A 19,412-nucleotide genomic window follows, 5' to 3' on the forward strand; every position below is an offset into this window, starting at 1 on the left:
CCGAACGTACGCCACACCACCCCTCCAACAACCCGATTAGTGTGTGAACCACACTAACCAACCCCGCTCTCACCAGGCAAAACACCCACAAACACCCACCAACCAACCAAAAGTGGCACGAGTCAGGTCTGGGGCTCACCCCCGCGTGGCGCGGGGAATTCTTTCGATCACCGGAATACTCGACGCGGCGTCACGGCTCACCCCCGCGTGGCGCGGGGAATTCACGCCGTCAGGAGGCGACGGCGAGGGCATGTCCGGCTCACCCCCGCGTGGCGCGGGGAATTCATACGTATACGACTTCAGCAGGTTGATGTGTGAGGCTCACCCCCGCGTGGCGCGGGGAATTCCAAGCGTCATTAATGTACCTCCTATAAGTCATGGGCTCACCCCCGCGTGGCGCGGGGAATTCGGGAGCGCGACTGGCGCGAGCACTACGGGTGGAGGCTCACCCCCGCGTGGCGCGGGGAATTCCAGGCCGTACTTGGCGTTGATACGATCAACCGCGGCTCACCCCCGCGTGGCGCGAGGAATTCGGTCCGGTGAACACGTGTTCACACGATCAGAGGGGCTCACCCCCGCGTGGCGCGGGGAATTCTTGCGCACCCACGCGTCCTGCGAATAGAAAAACGGCTCACCCCCGCGTGGCGCGGGGAATTCCAGTACGAGGGCAAGAGCCGGATCGTCGCCTGGGGCTCACCCCCGCGTGGCGCGGGGAATTCCCATTCATCGGACGACTGCACGGTCGCCATGCAGGCTCACCCCCGCGTGGCGCGGGGAATTCCCGTAATGCTCGCGCCAATCGCGCTCCCACTGGGGCTCACCCCCGCGTGGCGCGGGGAATTCCTGACCGGCCTGCAGGTGCAGTCCGAGGAGGCGGGCTCAGCCCCGCGTGGCGCGGGGAATTCGGGGTCTTGGCTCAGGTCCTCGTCGCCGGGCGGGGCTCACCCCCGCGTGGCGCGGGGAATTCTTTCCAGGGCACCATGGAGGAATGGGCTACCCAGGCTCACCCCCGCGTGGCGCGGGGAATTCAACGGGTTGCCGCCGTGCCCAGAAACTTGCCCGGGCTCACCCCCGCGTGGCGCGGGGAATTCGGCAGGCCCTGTCCGGTAATGTCGGTGGGGCCAGGCTCACCCCCGCGTGGCGCGGGGAATTCAACATCTTGTGTTGGCGGATGGGTTCGCTAATCGGCTCACCCCCGCGTGGCGCGGGGAATTCAACGGGTTGCCGCCGTGCCCAGAAACTTGCCCGGGCTCACCCCCGCGTGGCGCGGGGAATTCGGCAGGCCCTGTCCGGTAATGTCGGTGGGGCCAGGCTCACCCCCGCGTGGCGCGGGGAATTCAACATCTTGTGTTGGCGGATGGGTTCGCTAATCGGCTCACCCCCGCGTGGCGCGGGGAATTCAACGGGTTGCCGCCGTGCCCAGAAACTTGCCCGGGCTCACCCCCGCGTGGCGCGGGGAATTCGGCAGGCCCTGTCCGGTAATGTCGGTGGGGCCAGGCTCACCCCCGCGTGGCGCGGGGAATTCAACATCTTGTGTTGGCGGATGGGTTCGCTAATCGGCTCACCCCCGCGTGGCGCGGGGAATTCAATGGCGGCGCTGAAAGAAACCCACGAGGTGGGCTCACCCCCGCGTGGCGCGGGGAATTCCTTTCGAGCTGTGCCTTGTTCTGCCTAGAGTAAGGCTCACCCCCGCGTGGCGCGGGGAATTCCATCAGTGGAATTATCAGAGGTGCAATCCGTGGGGCTCACCCCCGCGTGGCGCGGGGAATTCGCCCCGGCGGTCCTGGTGGTCCTGGGTTTGCTGGGCTCACCCCCGCGTGGCGCGGGGAATTCGTGGTCAACGACTTGGACCACAAGATCGTCACGGGCTCACCCCCGCGTGGCGCGGGGAATTCCGGCGGTACACGATCTGCACACACGTGTTCCACGGTTCACCCCCGCGTGGCGCGGGGAATTCCTTGTGGGAGAATGTGCTCAGGAAACTGACTGGGGCTCACCCCCGCGTGGCGCGGGGAATTCCTTGTGGGAGAATGTGCTCAGGAAACTGACTGGGGCTCACCCCCGCGTGGCGCGGGGAATTCGCTATGGCTACGCAATTAATCGCTACATGACTAGGCTCACCCCCGCGTGGCGCGGGGAATTCCGTTGTCTACTTTACGATGAATTGTGTTATTAAGGCTCACCCCCGCGTGGCGCGGGGAATTCGTACCGGCGTTCCCATTCACGATTCTTACCGACGGCTCACCCCCGCGTGGCGCGGGGAATTCTTCGAGTTCGGATAATTGGCCACAACAAAACCAGGCTCACCCCCGCGTGGCGCGGGGAATTCGTGGTGTGCATCCGGTCCAGGGCCCGCAACGTGGGCTCACCCCCGCGTGGCGCGGGGAATTCGTGTGGGGGTAACCGATCGGGACACCGTGGACAGGCTCACCCCCGCGTGGCGCGGGGAATTCGCTCTGATTGATTGTAAGCGACATATCCGCGAGGGCTCACCCCCGCGTGGCGCGGGGAATTCGTGGGATAGCAGGCGGGATTGCAAATACGGCGAGGCTCACCCCCGCGTGGCGCGGGGAATTCTGGCGGTTGCAGTCGCGGTGTGCGGGCTGCTTGGGCTCACCCCCGCGTGGCGCGGGGAATTCGTCAAGAACAGCTCGTACACCTCGAGGACCGCGGGCTCACCCCCGCGTGGCGCGGGGAATTCGAGCCGTGGGCGTCAGCGATGCTGGCAGCAGGCGGCTCACCCCCGCGTGGCGCGGGGAATTCTTCGCGGACATCCAGTCCCCAGCTGCCGGTCTGGGCTCACCCCCGCGTGGCGCGGGGAATTCCTGCTTTGACTGCCGCGCGGGCTCCGCTTAGAGGGCTCACCCCCGCGTGGCGCGGGGAATTCGGAACTCGACTGCCTCTTCAACGGTTTCAATCGGGCTCACCCCCGCGTGGCGCGGGGAATTCATGCTTGAGCTGGCCAAGAGCGCGGAGATGTGGGGCTCACCCCCGCGTGGCGCGGGGAATTCATTCAGTGAGTCCTCACGGAGTGCTCCCGACAGGGCTCACCCCCGCGTGGCGCGGGGAATTCAACGCCGTTCGTGATTATATTAAGGAACGAGCGGGCTCACCCCCGCGTGGCGCGGGGAATTCCCGGCCGTCAGCCGCACGTTGGGCATGTCGTAGGGCTCACCCCCGCGTGGCGCGGGGAATTCCGGCAGAAGAGCTGGAACAACCCGCTAGGCGTCGGCTCACCCCCGCGTGGCGCGGGGAATTCCACCGGCGTTTCGGGTGCCGTCCGTGCCAGTCAGGCTCACCCCCGCGTGGCGCGGGGAATTCCCTAACTGGCTAGCCCATTCACCAGCTTGTGGATGAAGTATAGCTCAGCCTCGGCCTCGCTTGACTGCCCTACGGTAGCGAGAGGCCTTGCTCCAGCCCCTACGCATCGGGTTGGCACCATTGCTGTTCTGAGACGGTCGGCGCATGAGGCGTAGCCCATCAGCGTCGATCACTTCCCAGTTGTGGTTGTGGACTCGAAAATCGAATCCTTGTTCGTTACGAGTCGAGATTACCATGATAGCCCGTCCATCCAGACAGAGCTCCATGACGCGATCCCACAACTCGTCTCTAACTCTGGCTGGCATGCGCCCAACAAAAACTCCAGGACTTATCTCGAGCACCCATCGAGTCACATGTCCGCGTAGACTTGCAGGACATGCAGTGAGGACAAGAACAACCAACACCCATCACCCCCATTGCTGCCCACCGGCGACTACCCCGATCTTGTCATCCCAGAGCTCAATAACGTCCCAGCCGTATTCAGCATCTTCATCACCATGGACACCGAGAACACGATGGATGTCTTTGACACACTTGGTCAGCAGCTTCTGCTCGCGGAACGCGTCGCGCATGGCCCGCCGGGTTTCACCGCTAATCTCCGATTCCTCAACACGAGCCGCAACGTCGAATGCCACCGGAACAGCTAGTTCCATCTTGTAAAGATCGGCAATGTCATAAACGAATGATCGGTCATGACCGGTATGGATGAATCCCAGTGCAGGTGAACAACCCAAAGCGACAACAACTGCGTGAACCACGCCATACAAGCACGAAGCAGCAGCCGTTATCGCTTGATTTGCAGGAGTAGACGCACTGAAATCTTTTGGATTGTAACTGCGCCTATCCCATGCCACGCCAGTTCTGTCAGCTTCGGCGCGGTAAATATCCCTGACGCGACGTCCCTCGTGTCCTCGCAGCTGTTGAAGTGTTTCCCCTTCGAAAACATCATCGGGGAATCGCATCTCGTACATCCGTCGAGCGATCTTGAGACGTTCTTGCCTGGATGACACTGCAGCAGCCTGTATGTCGATCAAACGATTCGTTCTAGCCAAGGGGCGCCCGTGACAATAATACCGAACCCCTTGTTCTCCTACCCACACGGCTGTTGCACCGCTGTCGGCAAGCAGCATCATCGCTTGATGGGTCACCGATGTGCCCGGTCCGAGCAGCAGTGCACCAATCATCGATGCTGGAACGTGGATGACACCCCGCTGATCCGCAGCTGTAATGGCATTGTCTTGTCGATTGATGACGCAGTGTTCCAAGTATACGAAACTTAGTCGGTCCTGGGCACGCGCCAACTCCTGCACCTCGGAGGGGCGCGTGCCCGGAATCTTATCTGACACTGAAGCTCCTACCGGGTAGGTGCCAAAGTGAGCAGACCGCAGCCATAGCCCTTGGCCTTTCCGATACCGAATCGCAATGCATGACGCAGGAAATCGACGTCATTGATCACCAGTACCCCATCGAACTGGGCTCGGGCCAGAGTGACCTTACGGCGCTCTGATCCGATCCCCTTGTCAAAAGAGACCGTTTCCCTGGCAGTGATTCGCGCTGTCGGTGACTCAGGATATCCCAGACTGAAACCATTCCCCTCGGCTCTCTTGAGGAGCCAGCCGAGTTGTTGAGCTGCCGTGACGTGAGCCAAACGTTTCGTCCGTTCTGAGTTGTCGACCGGAACGTTGTGAACCGGGTTCGCGACAAGCCGGAAGCGCCACTGCTGTCCTTCGGCAAGTCTGGTCAGGAATGGTTCGTAGTCAGCGCTCCGCCCCACCACCCCTGTGGACCATCCTGCAATCTCGTTCAATGCTGTGAGATCAGGCCTCAACGGGCTGGCTATGAGTAGAACGACGTCGTGGCCTACTCGCTTTTCGAGCCGCCACAGGCATCTGGCAGATTTATCAGAATGCTGTCCCGGCGGAAAACAACCGAGCACCGCACCATGGATCCGTTGGGGGCTGCCCAGCAGCTGTCGAGCCGCTCGGCGTCCTGTATTGACCGGGAATTCAGTCAAAAACATTCAAATCACCCGTTCCAACACGCTGATCCAGTCATCCGCATCACTGCCTGACGGATTGTCTATCGTCACCTGTTGGGAAGCTACGGCACGCCATCCGTATTCGCGGCGCTCCTCATCGTAGCTGATCGGCACGTCACGTACGCTCTCCACTGGTCCTTCCCCAACGGCGTCATAGGCCATGTCGAGACGCACGGTGCGGGGTTGCCTGCGTCGGTGCCAGGCAGAGGCCTGCCATTCGGCATCGGTCAGTGCAGGGATCAGTTCACTATCTGTGATGCCCATCGAGATCTGCCCCGACACTGGGCAGGAGCGCCTGCCAAGGTACAACGGGAACGCAGGTTCCTGGATGGCAGAATCGAGCCCTTCAAGCAGAGGGCGGGGCCCCTCCAGCGCAGCGACGAACACAGCGTCGGCCAAATAGTACCGGTATGACAGCGGCATGGCTTCACCCTTCGCATTGTGGGCAGTGTGGAAGTCACGCACGATCGTTCCTGGCTGATCGGCACGCACCCCGAACCGTAACGCGACGAGATCCTCCACTGGATCGACGCGCCGACGTCCTTGGGAGGCCGCTAGCAGACCGATCACCCCGCTCTTGGTGGGCATGTGGCGGGTCTCTCGGCGGGTAAACCGGCTGGAGTCGCCCCATGACTGCAGGGGGCCAGCCAGCCTTAGCAGCAGCACGCTCACGACACGTCCTCGAGAACAGCGGAAATCTCGGTCTCCACCCTGTCGAGCAACTCGTTCAGGCTCAACCTCTCAGCAACGGCATCGAGAGCCGGGCCGGCAGCCTCGGTCCGGGTGAGCACGGAGATCACCGGCGTACCGACGAAGTTGTCCTGCACGGACCGGTCGTATTCGGCGAGTCTGGTGCAGGATTCCTTCACGAAACCACCATCTTCACCAGTGACAGGATTCTCGAACGCACCGACAAGACTCACAGACCTTCCTCTGCGAAGAGACACGAGCACCGCATCGGGCACGGTGTTGTTTGCGAAAGTGTTCTGCTTGCCCGTGGGCATGGAAAGAACAAAACTCTCAGCGAAAGCACGCGCTGCACGGGCGGTCGCCGCCATGTCTCCCATGTTGTTGAGCAGCTCACTCAAATCCACCGTCGCAAAGCGATAGAGCGTTGATGAGTTGAAACCGATCGTACCAATCATGCCAGCCCCTGCGTCATCACCCTCCTCCTTCACGTCATCAACCGCCGTGAAGTAATCAGCTTCCTGTTCGACGGCATGAGTACTGATCGCATGCGAGACCTGGACGCTGGCGTCCACATTCAGTTCTGTGGCATCTGCGACCATCCGGCCGAACAATGCCAGGTCAACGCCTTGTCCTATTTTCGCCGCTTGAACCGCATCTTTCTTCGCAATCTTGTCACCTGAATCCAAGATCAATTGCGCCATACGATCCAACTGATGATTACTGAACAGCACCAAGTATTCGATCTGGTCGGGCGACTGTTCGTCATCTTGCGTTTTCCTCGGTGTCTTGACCTTCAGCCCCAAGGACTTGAGCAGTTCGGCTGCTTTCTTCAGCGCATCCTCGCGAGCCATGTTGATATCGAGTTCTGTCACACGGTCAGCCAAGAGTTCAATGGCGCGGCGGGTGCGAACCCCTTGATCAGAAACGTCAAGATGATCCCTCATCCCCTGACGAGCAGCACGTTTCCATGCCTGACTGGAAACTCTAGCGCGGTTGACGCCACCGTAGATGGCCGTCTTGGGAGCACCGGTGTCGTCACGGTTTACGTTACTCGGCGGAAGCTGCTGGATCACATTGATGTCAAGAAAGTAGGATGTCATGTCAGTTCTCCTTAGAAATAGTCGTGTCGTTGTCATTCGTTGAGGTGGAGTCAGAGGTTGAGTCCGTGGCGTCCTGACGGAGGTTGGCATGAAGATCCCTGCCCCATCGCAGCAGCACCCTGTTAACCGAAGCATTGTTCTGAATCAGGTAGAGGTCGCAGGCCAGTTGAGCGTAATCAAAACCAACTATTTTTTCACTACGCATCAGCGTGACGAGGGAACGAAGTGAGCGCAGCCGCATGGGAAAGCTCTGCTGTGCACACAACTGATGAAATCGAGTGATGGTTCCCTGATCGAATTCACCCTCCGAGCCACGAGAACGGGCTAGCTGCTGCACGGCCTGCCCAAAACGCACTGCGGGACGATGCATACCAGCACGCTGAGATTGCTGGTGCGTTGCATAGAGAATCAATGTTGCATGCACCGCGAGTTCAGCCCGGGATGGTTCATCCGTGCGCCCGACCAGGCTGTCCGGCATGCCGTCGAAGACGACAGCCCACAGCTGTGGATCCACACCCGGAGTCATCATGTCGCCATGCCGCAACTCAGCCAATAGCTGCTTTCCCTGTGAGGTGTCATCCAAATACAGTCGCTGCAGGGTGTTAATTTTCCTGCTGGCATAGCCATAAAGATCCTTGAGCGCCGATGACTGTTGCCCCATCAGTCGCCCTCCTTTGCCTCGGAATTATTCATTGCGTCCTTCGCATATGCTAGTGGAAGTGCCTTGTAGAGCCCACGCATGAAGACGTGCCAACATTGGGCCGTGTCACGAAGAATGACTCTGTCACCCTGTTGAATTTGTCGTCCGACGAGTGCTTTCCGACCCGCCGATCGACACATGTTCACGCCCAGTGCCGTCACCGCACCCGCTACTTGGCACTGCCAAGCGCGCTCGTAGCGAGTGGTATCAGCACCTTTTCTCAGTGTTCTCGTCCAGTCGCGGAACAATGGGTCCATCACCCCGTAAGCCCGCTCATAGGCACGATCGTGTTCACCCTCGTTCTCCGCTCCTGCCGCTTGACCCAGGTTGTCCGCCAAAAAGGCAACACAACGGGCCGTAGCAGCTGCGCTCTGAACCGCAGAGTTGATTGTGTCTATCAACGCGGGGTCGGTGATGGCCGCTACATTCGCGCTCATCTCGTCATCAATGACTCGGGCAATACTGGCACTTTGTGGACCGTACTCGATGCCGATCGCACGCAGTGTCAGGGAATAGTTCGGATCAAGAACTTCTTCATTGACCAGTCTCGCTTCCCACTCAATCACCGCAGGCCGTTGTCCCCGTTGGGGGTCCTCGTTTTTGACAAGCATTGATTCCAGTCCTCGCCACATCGTCCGCTCTGGTTGATGGGTTTTGGGCATGAGAACGTCATGTCCGAACTTCTTGCTCTGCGGCGCACTGAATCGCCACGCGCTCATGGTGTCGACCCGATGCATGTTCTGCAGTCCCGGGCGATCACCATTGGACAGCTGAACGTCAATGATCCGACTGTCCTTGGTGAAGAGACGCACCCTGCGGGCCTGCCACGTATACATGTCGGAGACACCGACCGGAACCGGGTGGTCGACGCATTCCTCAGGTCCCTGCGGGGAACGTTCCCACACGACGCTGTCATCACTGGTCCACCGATCAAGGCAAAGATTGAGCAGGAGTGTCTCCGTGATCGTATTTCCTTCTGCAATCACGACTCCCAACCAGCCGGCAAGGCCCTGACCGATGGGATAGCCCCTGCCACTCTTGACTCTCGTGTCGCCCACGGCACCAGTCTTGATACCTGACATGTCGTAGGCTTGGCAATGGACGAGCCAACGGGCCGCCTCGGCGAACGTCAAAGAGTCGAGGCCGGCTCCCTCGCGCAGTGTGAAGAACCTGTTGCCGTCTGGCACCTCGGCTATCAGTTTGACCAATCCTGAAGCCCTACCCGATGGGGATGAAAGATCGGCCACCTGCATGAAAGGCGTCGCCGCATCGAGCAGATCGAAACGGCCATGCCAGCGCTCGAGATAGGCGTTGATCTCTTCGGTAGGAAGTTTTCTCTGCCCCCACCATTCGTCCCATAGATCGACACGTTCCTCGTCTGAACCCGGCAAGTCCATAGCCCTCATGATGATTGCGAGCAGCAGCCGTAGCACGGCAACATCCTGGGTTGGAATCTCACCCGCAAGAGCCGCGTACTCGTTTCCATGCGCAAATACCTCGCGCAATGACAATTCGGTCACGTGCCCCTGCTTGTCACGCACTCTGACCCACGGCTCGTCACACAGATTGAAGGAATCAGTCAAAACACTCAACCTCCTTTTCGATTGTTTTGTTGACGATAAGTCCACGATCTTCGTCGTAATGGAGTTGACAGCCGTTGAGCGAGGCATTTCCGTCGGCATCGAAGAAAATGGCCAGTTGTCCCCCAAGCCAGCGGGAGCGCTGCCAGCCACTGATGTCGACCGGCGGTCTCTCCAATCCATCGATGACCTTGTCGATGACCCAGGGGGCGCTCAGCGCACGGGGTAGGTAGACGGTGCAGCGCGCCGCATCCTTTGCGAGGTCTTCGTCGCTCTCGGTGATGATCGACGGGAGGATCCTTCCTGCGTTCTTCCCGACCCCAGCGGGGAATCGGACCTGGCCGTCCTCACCAAGCACCAAGCCGATCACTTCCAGCGAGTCCTCGGTGTCGCGCACTGCTGCACGTCCTCGTGCCTCTTCGACTGCAGGATCTGATGCGGAAGCCTCGATGAGACCGTCCAGGTCGGAGCTGTTCCCCGGGGCACGCAGTAGGTAATTCCTCGCCTTGTTCCTGGCTCTTTCGTTGGCTTGGTCCCACTGCTGATCCGCCTCGTCCAGCGCAGTACCCCATGCCGTGGGAGCCTGCAGATCCTCACTGTAGGCCCTCTCTACGAGCACTGGGATGTCACGGGGCAGCGCAAGGGTTGTACTGCGGTCCCTGAACAGGACGATGGCGGCTCGCAGCAGAGCGGACCTGCCGTAGATGCGCTCGGCATCACCATCGACCACTGGTGGTGTCGCCGCCCAGTCGTTGACCCCTGTGACGAGACAGACCGCGTCACGCAGTGGTTCAGGACGTGTTCGTTCGTGCCGGTGCAGCCGCCCGATGCGCTGCAGAACCAGGTCGGCGGGCGCCAAGTCGGTGATGAGCAGATCAAAGTCGATGTCGAGGGACTGCTCGAGCACCTGAGTGCCGACGACGATGCGACGTTCGGGCCTGCGCCCGGGCGAGCGGCCGAGCTCCCCAACGAGTGCTTCCTCGCGTGCGGCGCGGTGTGGCGCGAGGAAGCGGCTGTGCACGAGTACGACGTCATCGCCGTAGACCCGGCGAAGGACGTCATAGGTTTGCTGGGCCCGCTTGACCGTGTTGCGGATGACGCCGACGCAGCCGCCCTCGACGAGCCGCTTGTCGAGCTCTGCGACGAGGGCGGCGTCATCGTCGTCCAGCTGCCACACGGACACCAGCCGCGAACTGTTGTCCCTTTCGACAGGGACGAACCGCACTGTCCCTGATTCGGCCACTGTGACCAGCGGGTATGCGGTAGTCGGAGGTGTCTCGATGGCTGGTTGTTCGACGCCGCGCCCCTTGAGGTAGGCCTTGACCAGTTCTTCACGTTGGATGGGCGGTAGCGTCGCCGACATGAGGATCACGGGCGTGTGATAGGCACCGAGCCATTCAAGCAGGCGCGCCAAGTATACGCGCATGTAGGTGTCAGCGGCGTGCACCTCGTCGATGATGACGACCTTGCCCGCCAGGCCCAAGTGCCTCAATACGACATGCTTGGCCTTGAGTACTGCGAACAATGCCTGGTCGATGGTGCCAACCACATGATTGGCGAGAATGCTGCGCTTGCGCCCAAGGAACCATGAGTGCACGTCGATGTCGGCCTGCTTGTCCGTGGCGTCCTGCTCGAGGCCTCGGATTCCGCGCGTCCACGGCATGAGCTGGGCGTAGGCATCATTCAGCGCTGCCTTGCCGTGGGCAAGCGCGATCGTCGAACCTCCCGCCTCACAGGGGACTTGTTCGAGCCAATCCTTCTGCCGCACGAACATGGGATTGCTCGTGGCCATGGTGGGTAGACCGAAGAAAGTGCCTCCGCATCCGAAACGTCTGGCGAGTACCTCCGCGCCGAGTTGGGCGGTTTCCGTCTTTCCGTTGCCCATGTCTGCCTCGACGATGATGAGCGGAGGCTCCCGGATTTCTTGGGCCAGACGAAAGACGGCACGCTGGACGGGCCTTGGCGTGAATCCCCTGAGATGGGGGAATCGATCGCGGAAGAGCGCGTCGATGCCCTCATCACATTCAAGGGGCCGCCACGCCCCTGGGAGATCAAGCCGCCACATGGCCTGCTCGAGACGGGCGCTAGTCCTCGAATCGAGCTCGTAGGGGAAGAGGTCCTCGGAGCTCGCGATCCAGTCGGCTTGGATGGTCAGGGCCTCCATGAGGATCAGCGTCGAGTCGTGGAACCGATGGTTCACCCATTCACCAAGGTAGCGGTCCGCTCCTGTCAGGCGAGCCATCTCGTTTAGGATCTCGTCACGGGTGGCACCCCACAGGGCACCATCACCACCGTTGCGGCTGATGGTTTTCTCACTGGCAAGTCGCTCTACCGCCTGTTTGATGTCCTCCGAAGTCGGGTTGACACCATGATGCCCGCCGATGATCGATGCGATGGCCCGGACGCCTCGCGGCCGACGGATACCAGCGGCATAGGTCCGTTTGAGCCAGCTTCTGACATGAGCCGCCCCAAGCTGTCCGTGAGGCAGCGGGTGAGTGATTTCTGTTCTGATCGGGAAGCCTTCTGCCCGCATGGCTTCGCACAGGTGCCCCATGCTCGGACGGGTCCGTTGCGCCTTGAACGCGAAGTCTTCGCATGCCTTGCCGATGTCATGCACCGAGGCGACGAACATCGCGAAACATCGCGCCTCAGCCTCGTCTGACCGGAAATCGTCAGTGGCAGCCCTCATGATGGTCTCAGGCAGCTCATCGAAGAGTTCGCCGGCAACCACAGCCGCATCGAGCAGGTGCTGCACCAGGGGGAACCATGTCTGGTCATCGACGTTCGTCTTGGCCCATACCGAACGCGCCCGTGGCGTCCATGTCGCCGCATCTATTCCTGCCGGGGTGTCCATGATCTTATGGTCACATACACCTCATCTGTTTGTCAAGATAACCCATGCAAGTTCATAAATTATCCTCAGACGCCTGCTCTCATGCCGCACATCACAGGCCTCACCGAGATCCCCTCGCCACGCGAGAAATCCGAGACACTCGCTACCAGTGACTCGCCACCCGCATAGACGGGGACAACCCTTTCAGGAGACGCGGCCGCGTCCACGACGACGGCCCACCCCCGCATAGGCGGGGACAACGCCACAAGAGACCCCATGCAACGGCTCACCCCTGCCACCAGGAAGACTCCCCTGATGGCTGGGACCTGGCGTGGCGGCGCCCAGCCTAGTCAAACCGACCTCATGATTCACGTCATGCATCTACCCAAGTCGCGGCGGCGGCCACGGGCTCACAGGCCGTGGCGCCGCCTGGCCTGCTCCAGCACCGCCAGGTAGCCGGAGCGCTCGTACTCGTCGACCCGGGCGTCGGCGGGCACGGCGAGCATGCCGCGCAACTGGCTCAGGGTGAGCTGGTTGCGGATGAGGTAGTGCCGCAGGCCGTTGACGAGTTCGGTGGCGTAGCTGGCCCCGTGCCGGACCAGCGCCGAGGTGGTCATCACGACGTCGGCACCGGCCAGCAGGGCCTTGACCACGTCATCGGGGCCCGCCACGCCACTCGCCGCCGCCAGCGAGGCCCTGACCCTGCCGTGCAGTGCCGCCAGCCAGGTGCGGGACAGCAGCCCCTCGTCCTGGCCGGACAACCCGGCCCCGGCGACGACCTCCCTGCGGCGAATGTCGATGTCCGGCTGCAGGAAACGGTTGAACAGCACGAGCGCGTCGGCGCCGGCCTCGTCCAGCCGCAGGGCCATCTGCCCGAGGCTGGAGAAGTACGGCGAGAGCTTGACCGCGACCGGCACGGACACGACGTCCTTGACGGACTGCAGGATCTCCAGGTGCCGCTGCTCGACCTCGGCGCCGCTCATCGACAGATCGCCTGGCACGGCGTAGACGTTCACCTCGATGGCCGCCGCGCCAGCGTCCTGCATGCGGCGCGCGGTCGCCGTCCACTCGCCGCCCCTGAACCCGTTGAGGCTCGCGATGAGCGGTATGGACAGGGTCCGCGCCCCGGCCTCGAGCAACCGCAGGTAGGCGTCCGTCGCGCCGAGCTCGTCGCCCCGGGGAACCGGGCGGGCATCCGGCGAGCCGTTCTCCTCGCGCACCTGCTCCTCGAACAGCGAGAACATGACGATCGCGCCGACCCCGGACTCCTCCAGCTCCTTCATGGAGTCGAGCGACTGCGACAGCGGACCCGCCGACGCCACCAGCGGCGACGGCAGGCGGAGCCCCATGTACTCCGTCGCGAGCTCACCGCCGGCCGACGTCTCGACCTGGGCGCCCGCCTGCTCGACGGGCATGAGCAGATCAGTCGCGCCGCTGCCCGCCGCCGACTTGGCGGCGGCGGACTCGGCGGCGGCCCTCAGGGCCTCGTTGAACTCGACGACCATGTCAGTCCGTCCTTCGGGCGGCGGAGGCGAACATCTCGGCCGGACGCGAGGCCATCTCCTCGTAGTCGGCCCAGCGCCGGTTCACCTGCTCCTGGGCGATGTCGGTGAGGCGCTTGGCCTCATCCGGGTCCGTGGACATGAGCATCTTGTACCGCAGCTCGCCCTTGCGGTACTCGGCCAGCGGGATGCGCGGGCGGGCGGAGTCCAGCAGGAACGGGTTGCCTCCGGCGTTACGGGTCTCGGGGTTGTAGCGGAACAGCGGCCAGTGGCCGGAGGCCACCGCCTTGTACTGCTGCTCCAGGCCGAGCCGCATGGGGAAGCCGTGCGAGATGCAGTGACTGTAGGCGATGATCAGGCTCGGGCCGCTGTATGCCTCGGCCTCGCGGAATGCCTTCAGCGTCTGCTCCGGGTCGGCGCCCATCGCCACACGCGCCACATAGACGTCGCCGTAGGAGACGGCCTGCATGGCCATGTCCTTCTTGTTCGTCACCTTGCCCGCCGTGGCGAACTTCGCCACCGAACCCATCGGCGTCGACTTGGACGCCTGACCGCCGGTGTTCGAGTACACCTCGGTGTCGAGCACGAGCACGTTGACGTCGCGCCCCGAGGCGAGCACGTGGTCGACGCCGCCCGAGCCGATGTCATAGGCCCAGCCGTCGCCGCCGACGATCCACACCGAGCGGCGCAGCAGGTTGTCGGAGACCGACCGCAGGTCCTCGACCCTCAGGCGCGTGGCCTCGTCGATCATCGGGTCGACGGCGATGGCAGACAACCTCTCCTTGAGCACGTCGACCCGTCTCGCCTGGGCGCGCAGCTCGGACTCGAAGGACTGCTCGGCGCCCAGCAGTGCGTCGACGAGCTCGTCGTCGGCGATGAGCGGACGCAGCTCGGTGAGACGCTGGCAGGCCAGCTCGTGGTGCAGGTCGGCCGCCATGCGCATGCCCAGGCCGAACTCGGCGTTGTCCTCGAACAGCGAGTTGCTCCAGCTCGGGCCGCGGCCCTCGGCGTTCTTGGCCCATGGCGTGGTCGGCAGATTGCCGCCGTAGATGGACGAGCAGCCGGTGGCGTTGGCCACCTGCGCGCGGTCGCCGAACAGCTGGGTGAGCAGCTTGAGGTAGGGCGTCTCGCCACAGCCGGGGCAGGCACCGGAGAACTCGAACAGCGGCTCGAGGAACTGGGTGCCGCGCACCGAACCGAAGTTCACCCTGGTGCGCTGCGGGTGCGGGATCTTCTGGAAGAACTCGACGTTGGCGCGCTCGTTCGTGCGGTCGAGCACGGCCTCCAGGTTGATGGCCTTGCGCTGGGGCTGACCGATCGGTCGCACCGGGCAGGCCTCGACGCACAGTCCGCAGCCGGTGCAGTCCTCGGCGAAGACCTGCAGCGTGTAACGCGTATCGGGCAGGCCGGCGGCGTCCAGGGTCGTGGACTGGAAACTGGCCGGGGCCGAGTTGAGCACGCCGGGCTCGTAGTACTTGGCGCGCAGCACACCGTGCGGGCAGACGAACGAGCAGTTGCCGCACTGGATGCAGTTCTCCTCGTCCCACACCGCGATGATCTCCGAGACGTTGCGCTTCTCGAAGCGCGTGGTGCCCGAGGGGTAGGAGCCGTCGGCCGGCACCTTCGAGACCGGCAGGGTCTCGCCGCGCTCGGTCATCATGGCCGCCGTGACGTCCTTGACGAACTCCGGCGCGGTGTCCGGCACGGCCGGCAGGTAACCGGTCGTGCTCGTGACCTGGGCCGGCACCTCGATCCGGTGCAGGTGCTCGAGTGCGGCGTCGACGGCGGCGTGGTTCTTGTTGACGATGTCCATCGACTTCTTCGCGTAGGTCGCGGTGATCGAGTCCTTGATGGCCTTGATCGCGTGCTCGGCCTCGAGCACGCCCGAGATCGCGAAGTAGCAGGTCTGCAGCACCGTGTTGGTGCGGTTGCCCAGACCCACCTGGCGGGCGACGGCTCCGGCGTCGATCGCGTACACCTGAAGCTCGAGGTCGATGATCTTCTGCTGCATCGGGCCGGGCAGCCGATCCCAGACCTCCTCCGCCGGGTACGGCGAGTTGATGAGCACCGTCGTGCCCTTGCGGGCGAAGGTCAGCACGTCGATGCGTTCCAGGTCGGCCCAGTGGTGGACTCCGATGAAGCCTGCCTGGGTGACCAGGTACGGGGCCCTGATCGGGTCGGGGCCGAAGCGCAGATGGCTGGTGGTGCGCCCGCCGGACTTCTTCGAGTCGTAGACGAAGTAGCCCTGGGCGTAGATGCCCGGCTCGTGGCCGAGGATCTTGATGGTGTTCTTGTTGGCGCCGACCGTGCCGTCCGAGCCGATGCCGTAGAAGACGGCGCGCTGGGTCCGCGGGTCCTCCAGGTCGACGCTGTCGTCCCATGGCAGCGACAGGTTCGTCACGTCGTCGGTGATGCCGATGGTGAAGCGGCGCTTGGGCTTGTCCTTGGCGAGCTCGTCGAAGACGGCGGCGCACATGCCCGGCGTGAACTCCTTGCTCGACAAGCCGTAACGGCCGCCGGTGACGACGGGCAGCCAGGAGCGCTCGCCGGCGGCGTAGGCCTCGGCGAGCGTGCTGGCCACGTCGAGGAACAGCGGCTCGCCGTTGGAGCCGGGCTCCTTGGTGCGGTCGAGCACGGCGATCTTGCGCACCGTGGACGGCAGCGCGTCGAGCAGCTGGGCGGCGGGGAACGGCCGGAACAGGCGCACGACGAGCAGCCCGACCTTCTCGCCCTGCTCGTTGAGCCTGGCGACGGTCTGCTGGACGGTCTCGGCGCCCGAGCCCATGATGACGATGACGCGCTCGGCGTCGGGGGCGCCGTAGTAGTCGACCAGGTGGTATTGGCGGCCGGTCATCGCCGCGAAGTCGTCCATGGCCTCCTGGAGGATGGTGGGGACGGCGTTGTAGTACTTGTTGGCCGCCTCGCGGCCCTGGAAGTAGACGTCCGGGTTCTGCGCGGTGCCGCGGATGAACGGGTGCTCGGGGCTCAGGGCGCGCTCGCGGTGGGCGCGGACGAGCGAGTCGGGCACCATCGACCGCAGCTCGTCGTCGGACAGCTGGATGCACGTGTTGAGTTCGTGGCTGGTGCGGAAGCCGTCGAAGAAGTGCACGAACGGCACGCGCGAACGCAGCGTGGCGACCTGTGCGATGAGCGCGTTGTCGTGGCACTGCTGGACCCCGGTGGAGCACAGCATCGCCCAGCCGGTCTGGCGACAGGCCATGACGTCCTGGTGGTCACCGAAGATCGACAGGCCCTGGGCCGCCAGGGAGCGGGCGGCCACGTGCATGACCGTGCTGGTGAGCTCGCCGGCGATCTTGTACATGTTGGGGATCATGAGCAGCAGGCCCTGGCTGGCGGTGAAGGTCGTCGACAGTGCACCGCCCTGCAGCGCACCGTGCAGCGCACCGGCCGCGCCGGCCTCCGACTGCATCTCCATGACGTGCGGGACCTGACCCCAGATGTTGAGGCGGGCCTTGGCCGCCCACTCGTCGGCGAGCTCGGCCATCGGGGAGCTCGGCGTGATCGGGTAGATCGAGCAGAGCTCGTTGATGCGGAAGGCGACGTCGGAGGCAGCGGTGTTGCCGTCGCAGATCATCTGATTGCGGCGGTCGCGTTCCTCGCGGGTCTCCCGGACCTCCTCGACGGCGTCCTTGGCGCCTTCGGCGATGTCGACGGGCGACGGAGTGGCGGTGGCCGCCTCGCCGGTGGGGATCGAGTTGCCGACCGACATGACGTCGGAGCCGGGGACGGGGCCGCGGGTGGTTGTCGTGCTCATGTCGATCACCTCTCCGGGATCATTTCGATGGCGTGGACGGGGCACTGCTCGTAGCAGGTGCCGCATCCGGTGCACTTCTCGTAGTCGAAGCGGTAGCGGTGGCCCTTGCCGAGCTTGATGATGGCGTCCTCCGGGCAGGACCCGAAGCATCCGTCGCACTCGAAGCAGTTGCCGCAGCTCAGGCAGCGGCGGGCCTCGAAGATGGCCTCGTCCTCGGTCAGGCCCTTGACGACCTCGCCGAAGTCGATGCGCTCGCTCGGGTCGAGCTCGGCCTGGACCTCGCGCGGGTGGTCACCGAAGTACCACAGGTGCAGGTCGTCGAAGTGGACGATCGGGTGCTTGACCCGCGGGCCCGGGGCCTGGTGGTTGAGCCAGGTGTCGATCTGCCGGGCGGCGCGCTTGCCGTGCCCGACACCGACGGTGACCGTGCGCTCGGAGGGGACCGCGTCGCCGCCGGCGAAGATGCCTGGCACGTCGGTCATGAGCGTCGTGGGGTCGACACGGACGACGTCGCCGTTGAACTGCATGCCGGGGATCTTCTGCAGGAAACCCGTGTCGGCGACCTGCCCGACGGCCATGATGACGGTGTCCGCGGCGAGCCGCTCGAAGCGGCCCGTGCCGTGGGGCCTGCCGCTCTCGTCGAGCTCCATGACCTCGACCTCGACGCCCTCGGCGTCCATCTGGTTGATGGTGCGCAGCCAGTGCATCTGCACGCCCTCGCGCTCGGCCTCGTCGAGTTCTTCCTTGTGAGCCGGCATCTGCTCCTCGGTACGGCGGTAGATGATCACCGCGTCCTCGGCGCCCAGGCGCCTGGCCACGCGAGCGGCGTCCATGGCGGTGTTGCCGCCGCCGTAGACGGCGACGCGGCGGCCGATGACCGGCTTGTCGCCGCGGGCGACGCCGCGCAGGAACTCGACGGCGTCGACCATGCGGCCGGCGTCCATGCTGGGGATCTCGACGCGACGCGACAGGTGCGCACCGATGGCGACGAACACGGCGTCGAAGTTGCCGTCCCGCTGCTCGGCCAGCAGGTCCTCGACCGGGTGGTTGAGGACGATCCTGACGCCCAGCTCCTCGACGCGTGCGATCTCGGCGTCGACGACGTCGCGTGGCAGCCGGTACTCGGGGATGCCGTACCGCATCATGCCGCCGGCCTTCTCACCGGCGTCGTGGATCTCGACCTCGTGGCCGAGGCGCGCCAGGTGGTAGGCGGCGGACAGGCCGGCCGGGCCCGCGCCGATGACCAGGACGCGGTAGCCGGTGTTGTTGCGGGGCCGGTTGAACTTCCAGCCGCGCTCGATGGCCATGTCTCCCAGGTAGCGCTCCACGGAGTGGATCGAGACGGACTGGTCGAGCTCACCTCGGTTGCACGCGGTCTCGCACGGGTGGTAGCAGACGCGGCCATGGATCGCCGGGAACGGGTTGTCGCGTACGAGCTGACGCCAGGCGTTCTCGGGGTCGGTCTCCTTGACCAGGCGAAGCCACTCCTGACAGTTCTCGCCCGCGGGGCAGGCGTTGTTGCACGGCGGCAGCAGGTCCACGTAGATCGGCATGCGCGTGCGCACCGGACCCACTCGGCCGGCACTGGACGCAAGGTCGGGGAGCATCGTGATGTCGCTGCGCTCGGTGGTCATGGCGAACCCTTTTCCTTTGCCTCGTCAGCGGGACTCCACAGTGAGCGGGGCCTCGTTGAACCCGCGCCAAGAACCCCGCATCGGTCGCAGGACCTTGGCCACTGACTTTCCGGCGGGCCTGCAGGGGACCTGAGCCCACCACAGGTAACGGACCGGCTTGGTCCCAAACTACATGAGAATGCGCGGAAAGTAACCCCCGTCGGCTTGGGTTCTTGGTATTTTCCTGACCCGCGGGGAGT

At 63.8% G+C, this 19,412-nt stretch carries 11 protein-coding genes and 1 CRISPR repeat array; all 11 genes read right to left on the minus strand.

Features of this window, described 5'->3' with window-relative positions:
- The first annotated feature begins 132 nt into the window (after positions 1-132).
- Positions 133-3,321: a CRISPR direct-repeat array (repeat unit 29 nt; unit sequence GGCTCACCCCCGCGTGGCGCGGGGAATTC).
- 44 nt (positions 3,322-3,365) lie between these two features.
- The 11 genes from cas2e to D9T14_RS10215 all read right to left on the minus strand — a co-directional run bounded on the left by cas2e (position 3,366) and on the right by D9T14_RS10215 (position 19,173).
- Positions 3,366-3,722 (minus strand): type I-E CRISPR-associated endoribonuclease Cas2e, encoded by a 357-nt coding sequence (gene cas2e / locus D9T14_RS10165; protein ID WP_119162447.1) that lies wholly within the window; start codon positions 3,720-3,722, stop codon positions 3,366-3,368.
- A 6-nt stretch (positions 3,723-3,728) separates the two neighbouring features.
- The gene (gene cas1e / locus D9T14_RS10170; protein ID WP_119162406.1) at positions 3,729-4,667 is read right to left on the minus strand and encodes a type I-E CRISPR-associated endonuclease Cas1e; all 939 of its coding nucleotides are present in this window, start codon (positions 4,665-4,667) and stop codon (positions 3,729-3,731) included.
- 8 nt (positions 4,668-4,675) lie between these two features.
- A complete protein-coding gene (gene cas6e / locus D9T14_RS10175; protein WP_119162407.1) occupies positions 4,676-5,341 on the minus strand; it encodes a type I-E CRISPR-associated protein Cas6/Cse3/CasE in 666 nt (221 codons plus the stop codon).
- Positions 5,342-6,031 carry a type I-E CRISPR-associated protein Cas5/CasD gene (gene cas5e / locus D9T14_RS10180; protein WP_119162408.1) on the minus strand — a complete coding sequence of 230 codons (690 nt, stop codon included), beginning with the start codon at positions 6,029-6,031 and terminating at the stop codon, positions 5,342-5,344. It abuts the gene before it with no gap.
- A complete protein-coding gene (gene cas7e / locus D9T14_RS10185) occupies positions 6,028-7,149 on the minus strand; it encodes a type I-E CRISPR-associated protein Cas7/Cse4/CasC (RefSeq protein ID WP_119162409.1) in 1,122 nt (373 codons plus the stop codon). The genes cas5e and cas7e overlap by 4 nt, the downstream gene beginning before the upstream one ends.
- A 1-nt stretch (position 7,150) precedes the next feature.
- Positions 7,151-7,810 carry a type I-E CRISPR-associated protein Cse2/CasB gene (gene casB / locus D9T14_RS10190; protein WP_119162410.1) on the minus strand — a complete coding sequence of 220 codons (660 nt, stop codon included), beginning with the start codon at positions 7,808-7,810 and terminating at the stop codon, positions 7,151-7,153.
- Entirely contained in the window at positions 7,810-9,432 is a 1,623-nt protein-coding gene (gene casA, locus D9T14_RS10195; protein ID WP_182482077.1) for a type I-E CRISPR-associated protein Cse1/CasA, read from the minus strand. The genes casB and casA overlap by 1 nt, the downstream gene beginning before the upstream one ends.
- A complete protein-coding gene (cas3, locus tag D9T14_RS10200) occupies positions 9,425-12,283 on the minus strand; it encodes a CRISPR-associated helicase Cas3' (protein ID WP_119162412.1) in 2,859 nt (952 codons plus the stop codon). The genes casA and cas3 overlap by 8 nt, the downstream gene beginning before the upstream one ends.
- 389 nt (positions 12,284-12,672) lie before the next feature.
- Entirely contained in the window at positions 12,673-13,677 is a 1,005-nt protein-coding gene (locus D9T14_RS10205) for a dihydroorotate dehydrogenase-like protein (RefSeq protein ID WP_259340985.1), read from the minus strand.
- 91 nt (positions 13,678-13,768) lie between these two features.
- Complete coding sequence (gene nifJ, locus D9T14_RS10210; RefSeq protein ID WP_119162448.1) at positions 13,769-17,359, minus strand: pyruvate:ferredoxin (flavodoxin) oxidoreductase; 3,591 nt, start codon at positions 17,357-17,359, stop codon at positions 13,769-13,771.
- A gap of 185 nt (positions 17,360-17,544) precedes the next feature.
- Positions 17,545-19,173, minus strand: a complete 1,629-nt coding sequence (locus D9T14_RS10215) for an NAD(P)-binding protein (RefSeq protein ID WP_119162414.1) — start codon at positions 19,171-19,173, stop codon at positions 17,545-17,547.
- Positions 19,174-19,412: the final 239 nt, after the last annotated feature.

This window comes from Propionibacterium australiense, assembly GCF_003666605.1.
Taxonomy (GTDB): Bacteria; Actinomycetota; Actinomycetes; order Propionibacteriales; family Propionibacteriaceae; genus Propionibacterium; species Propionibacterium australiense.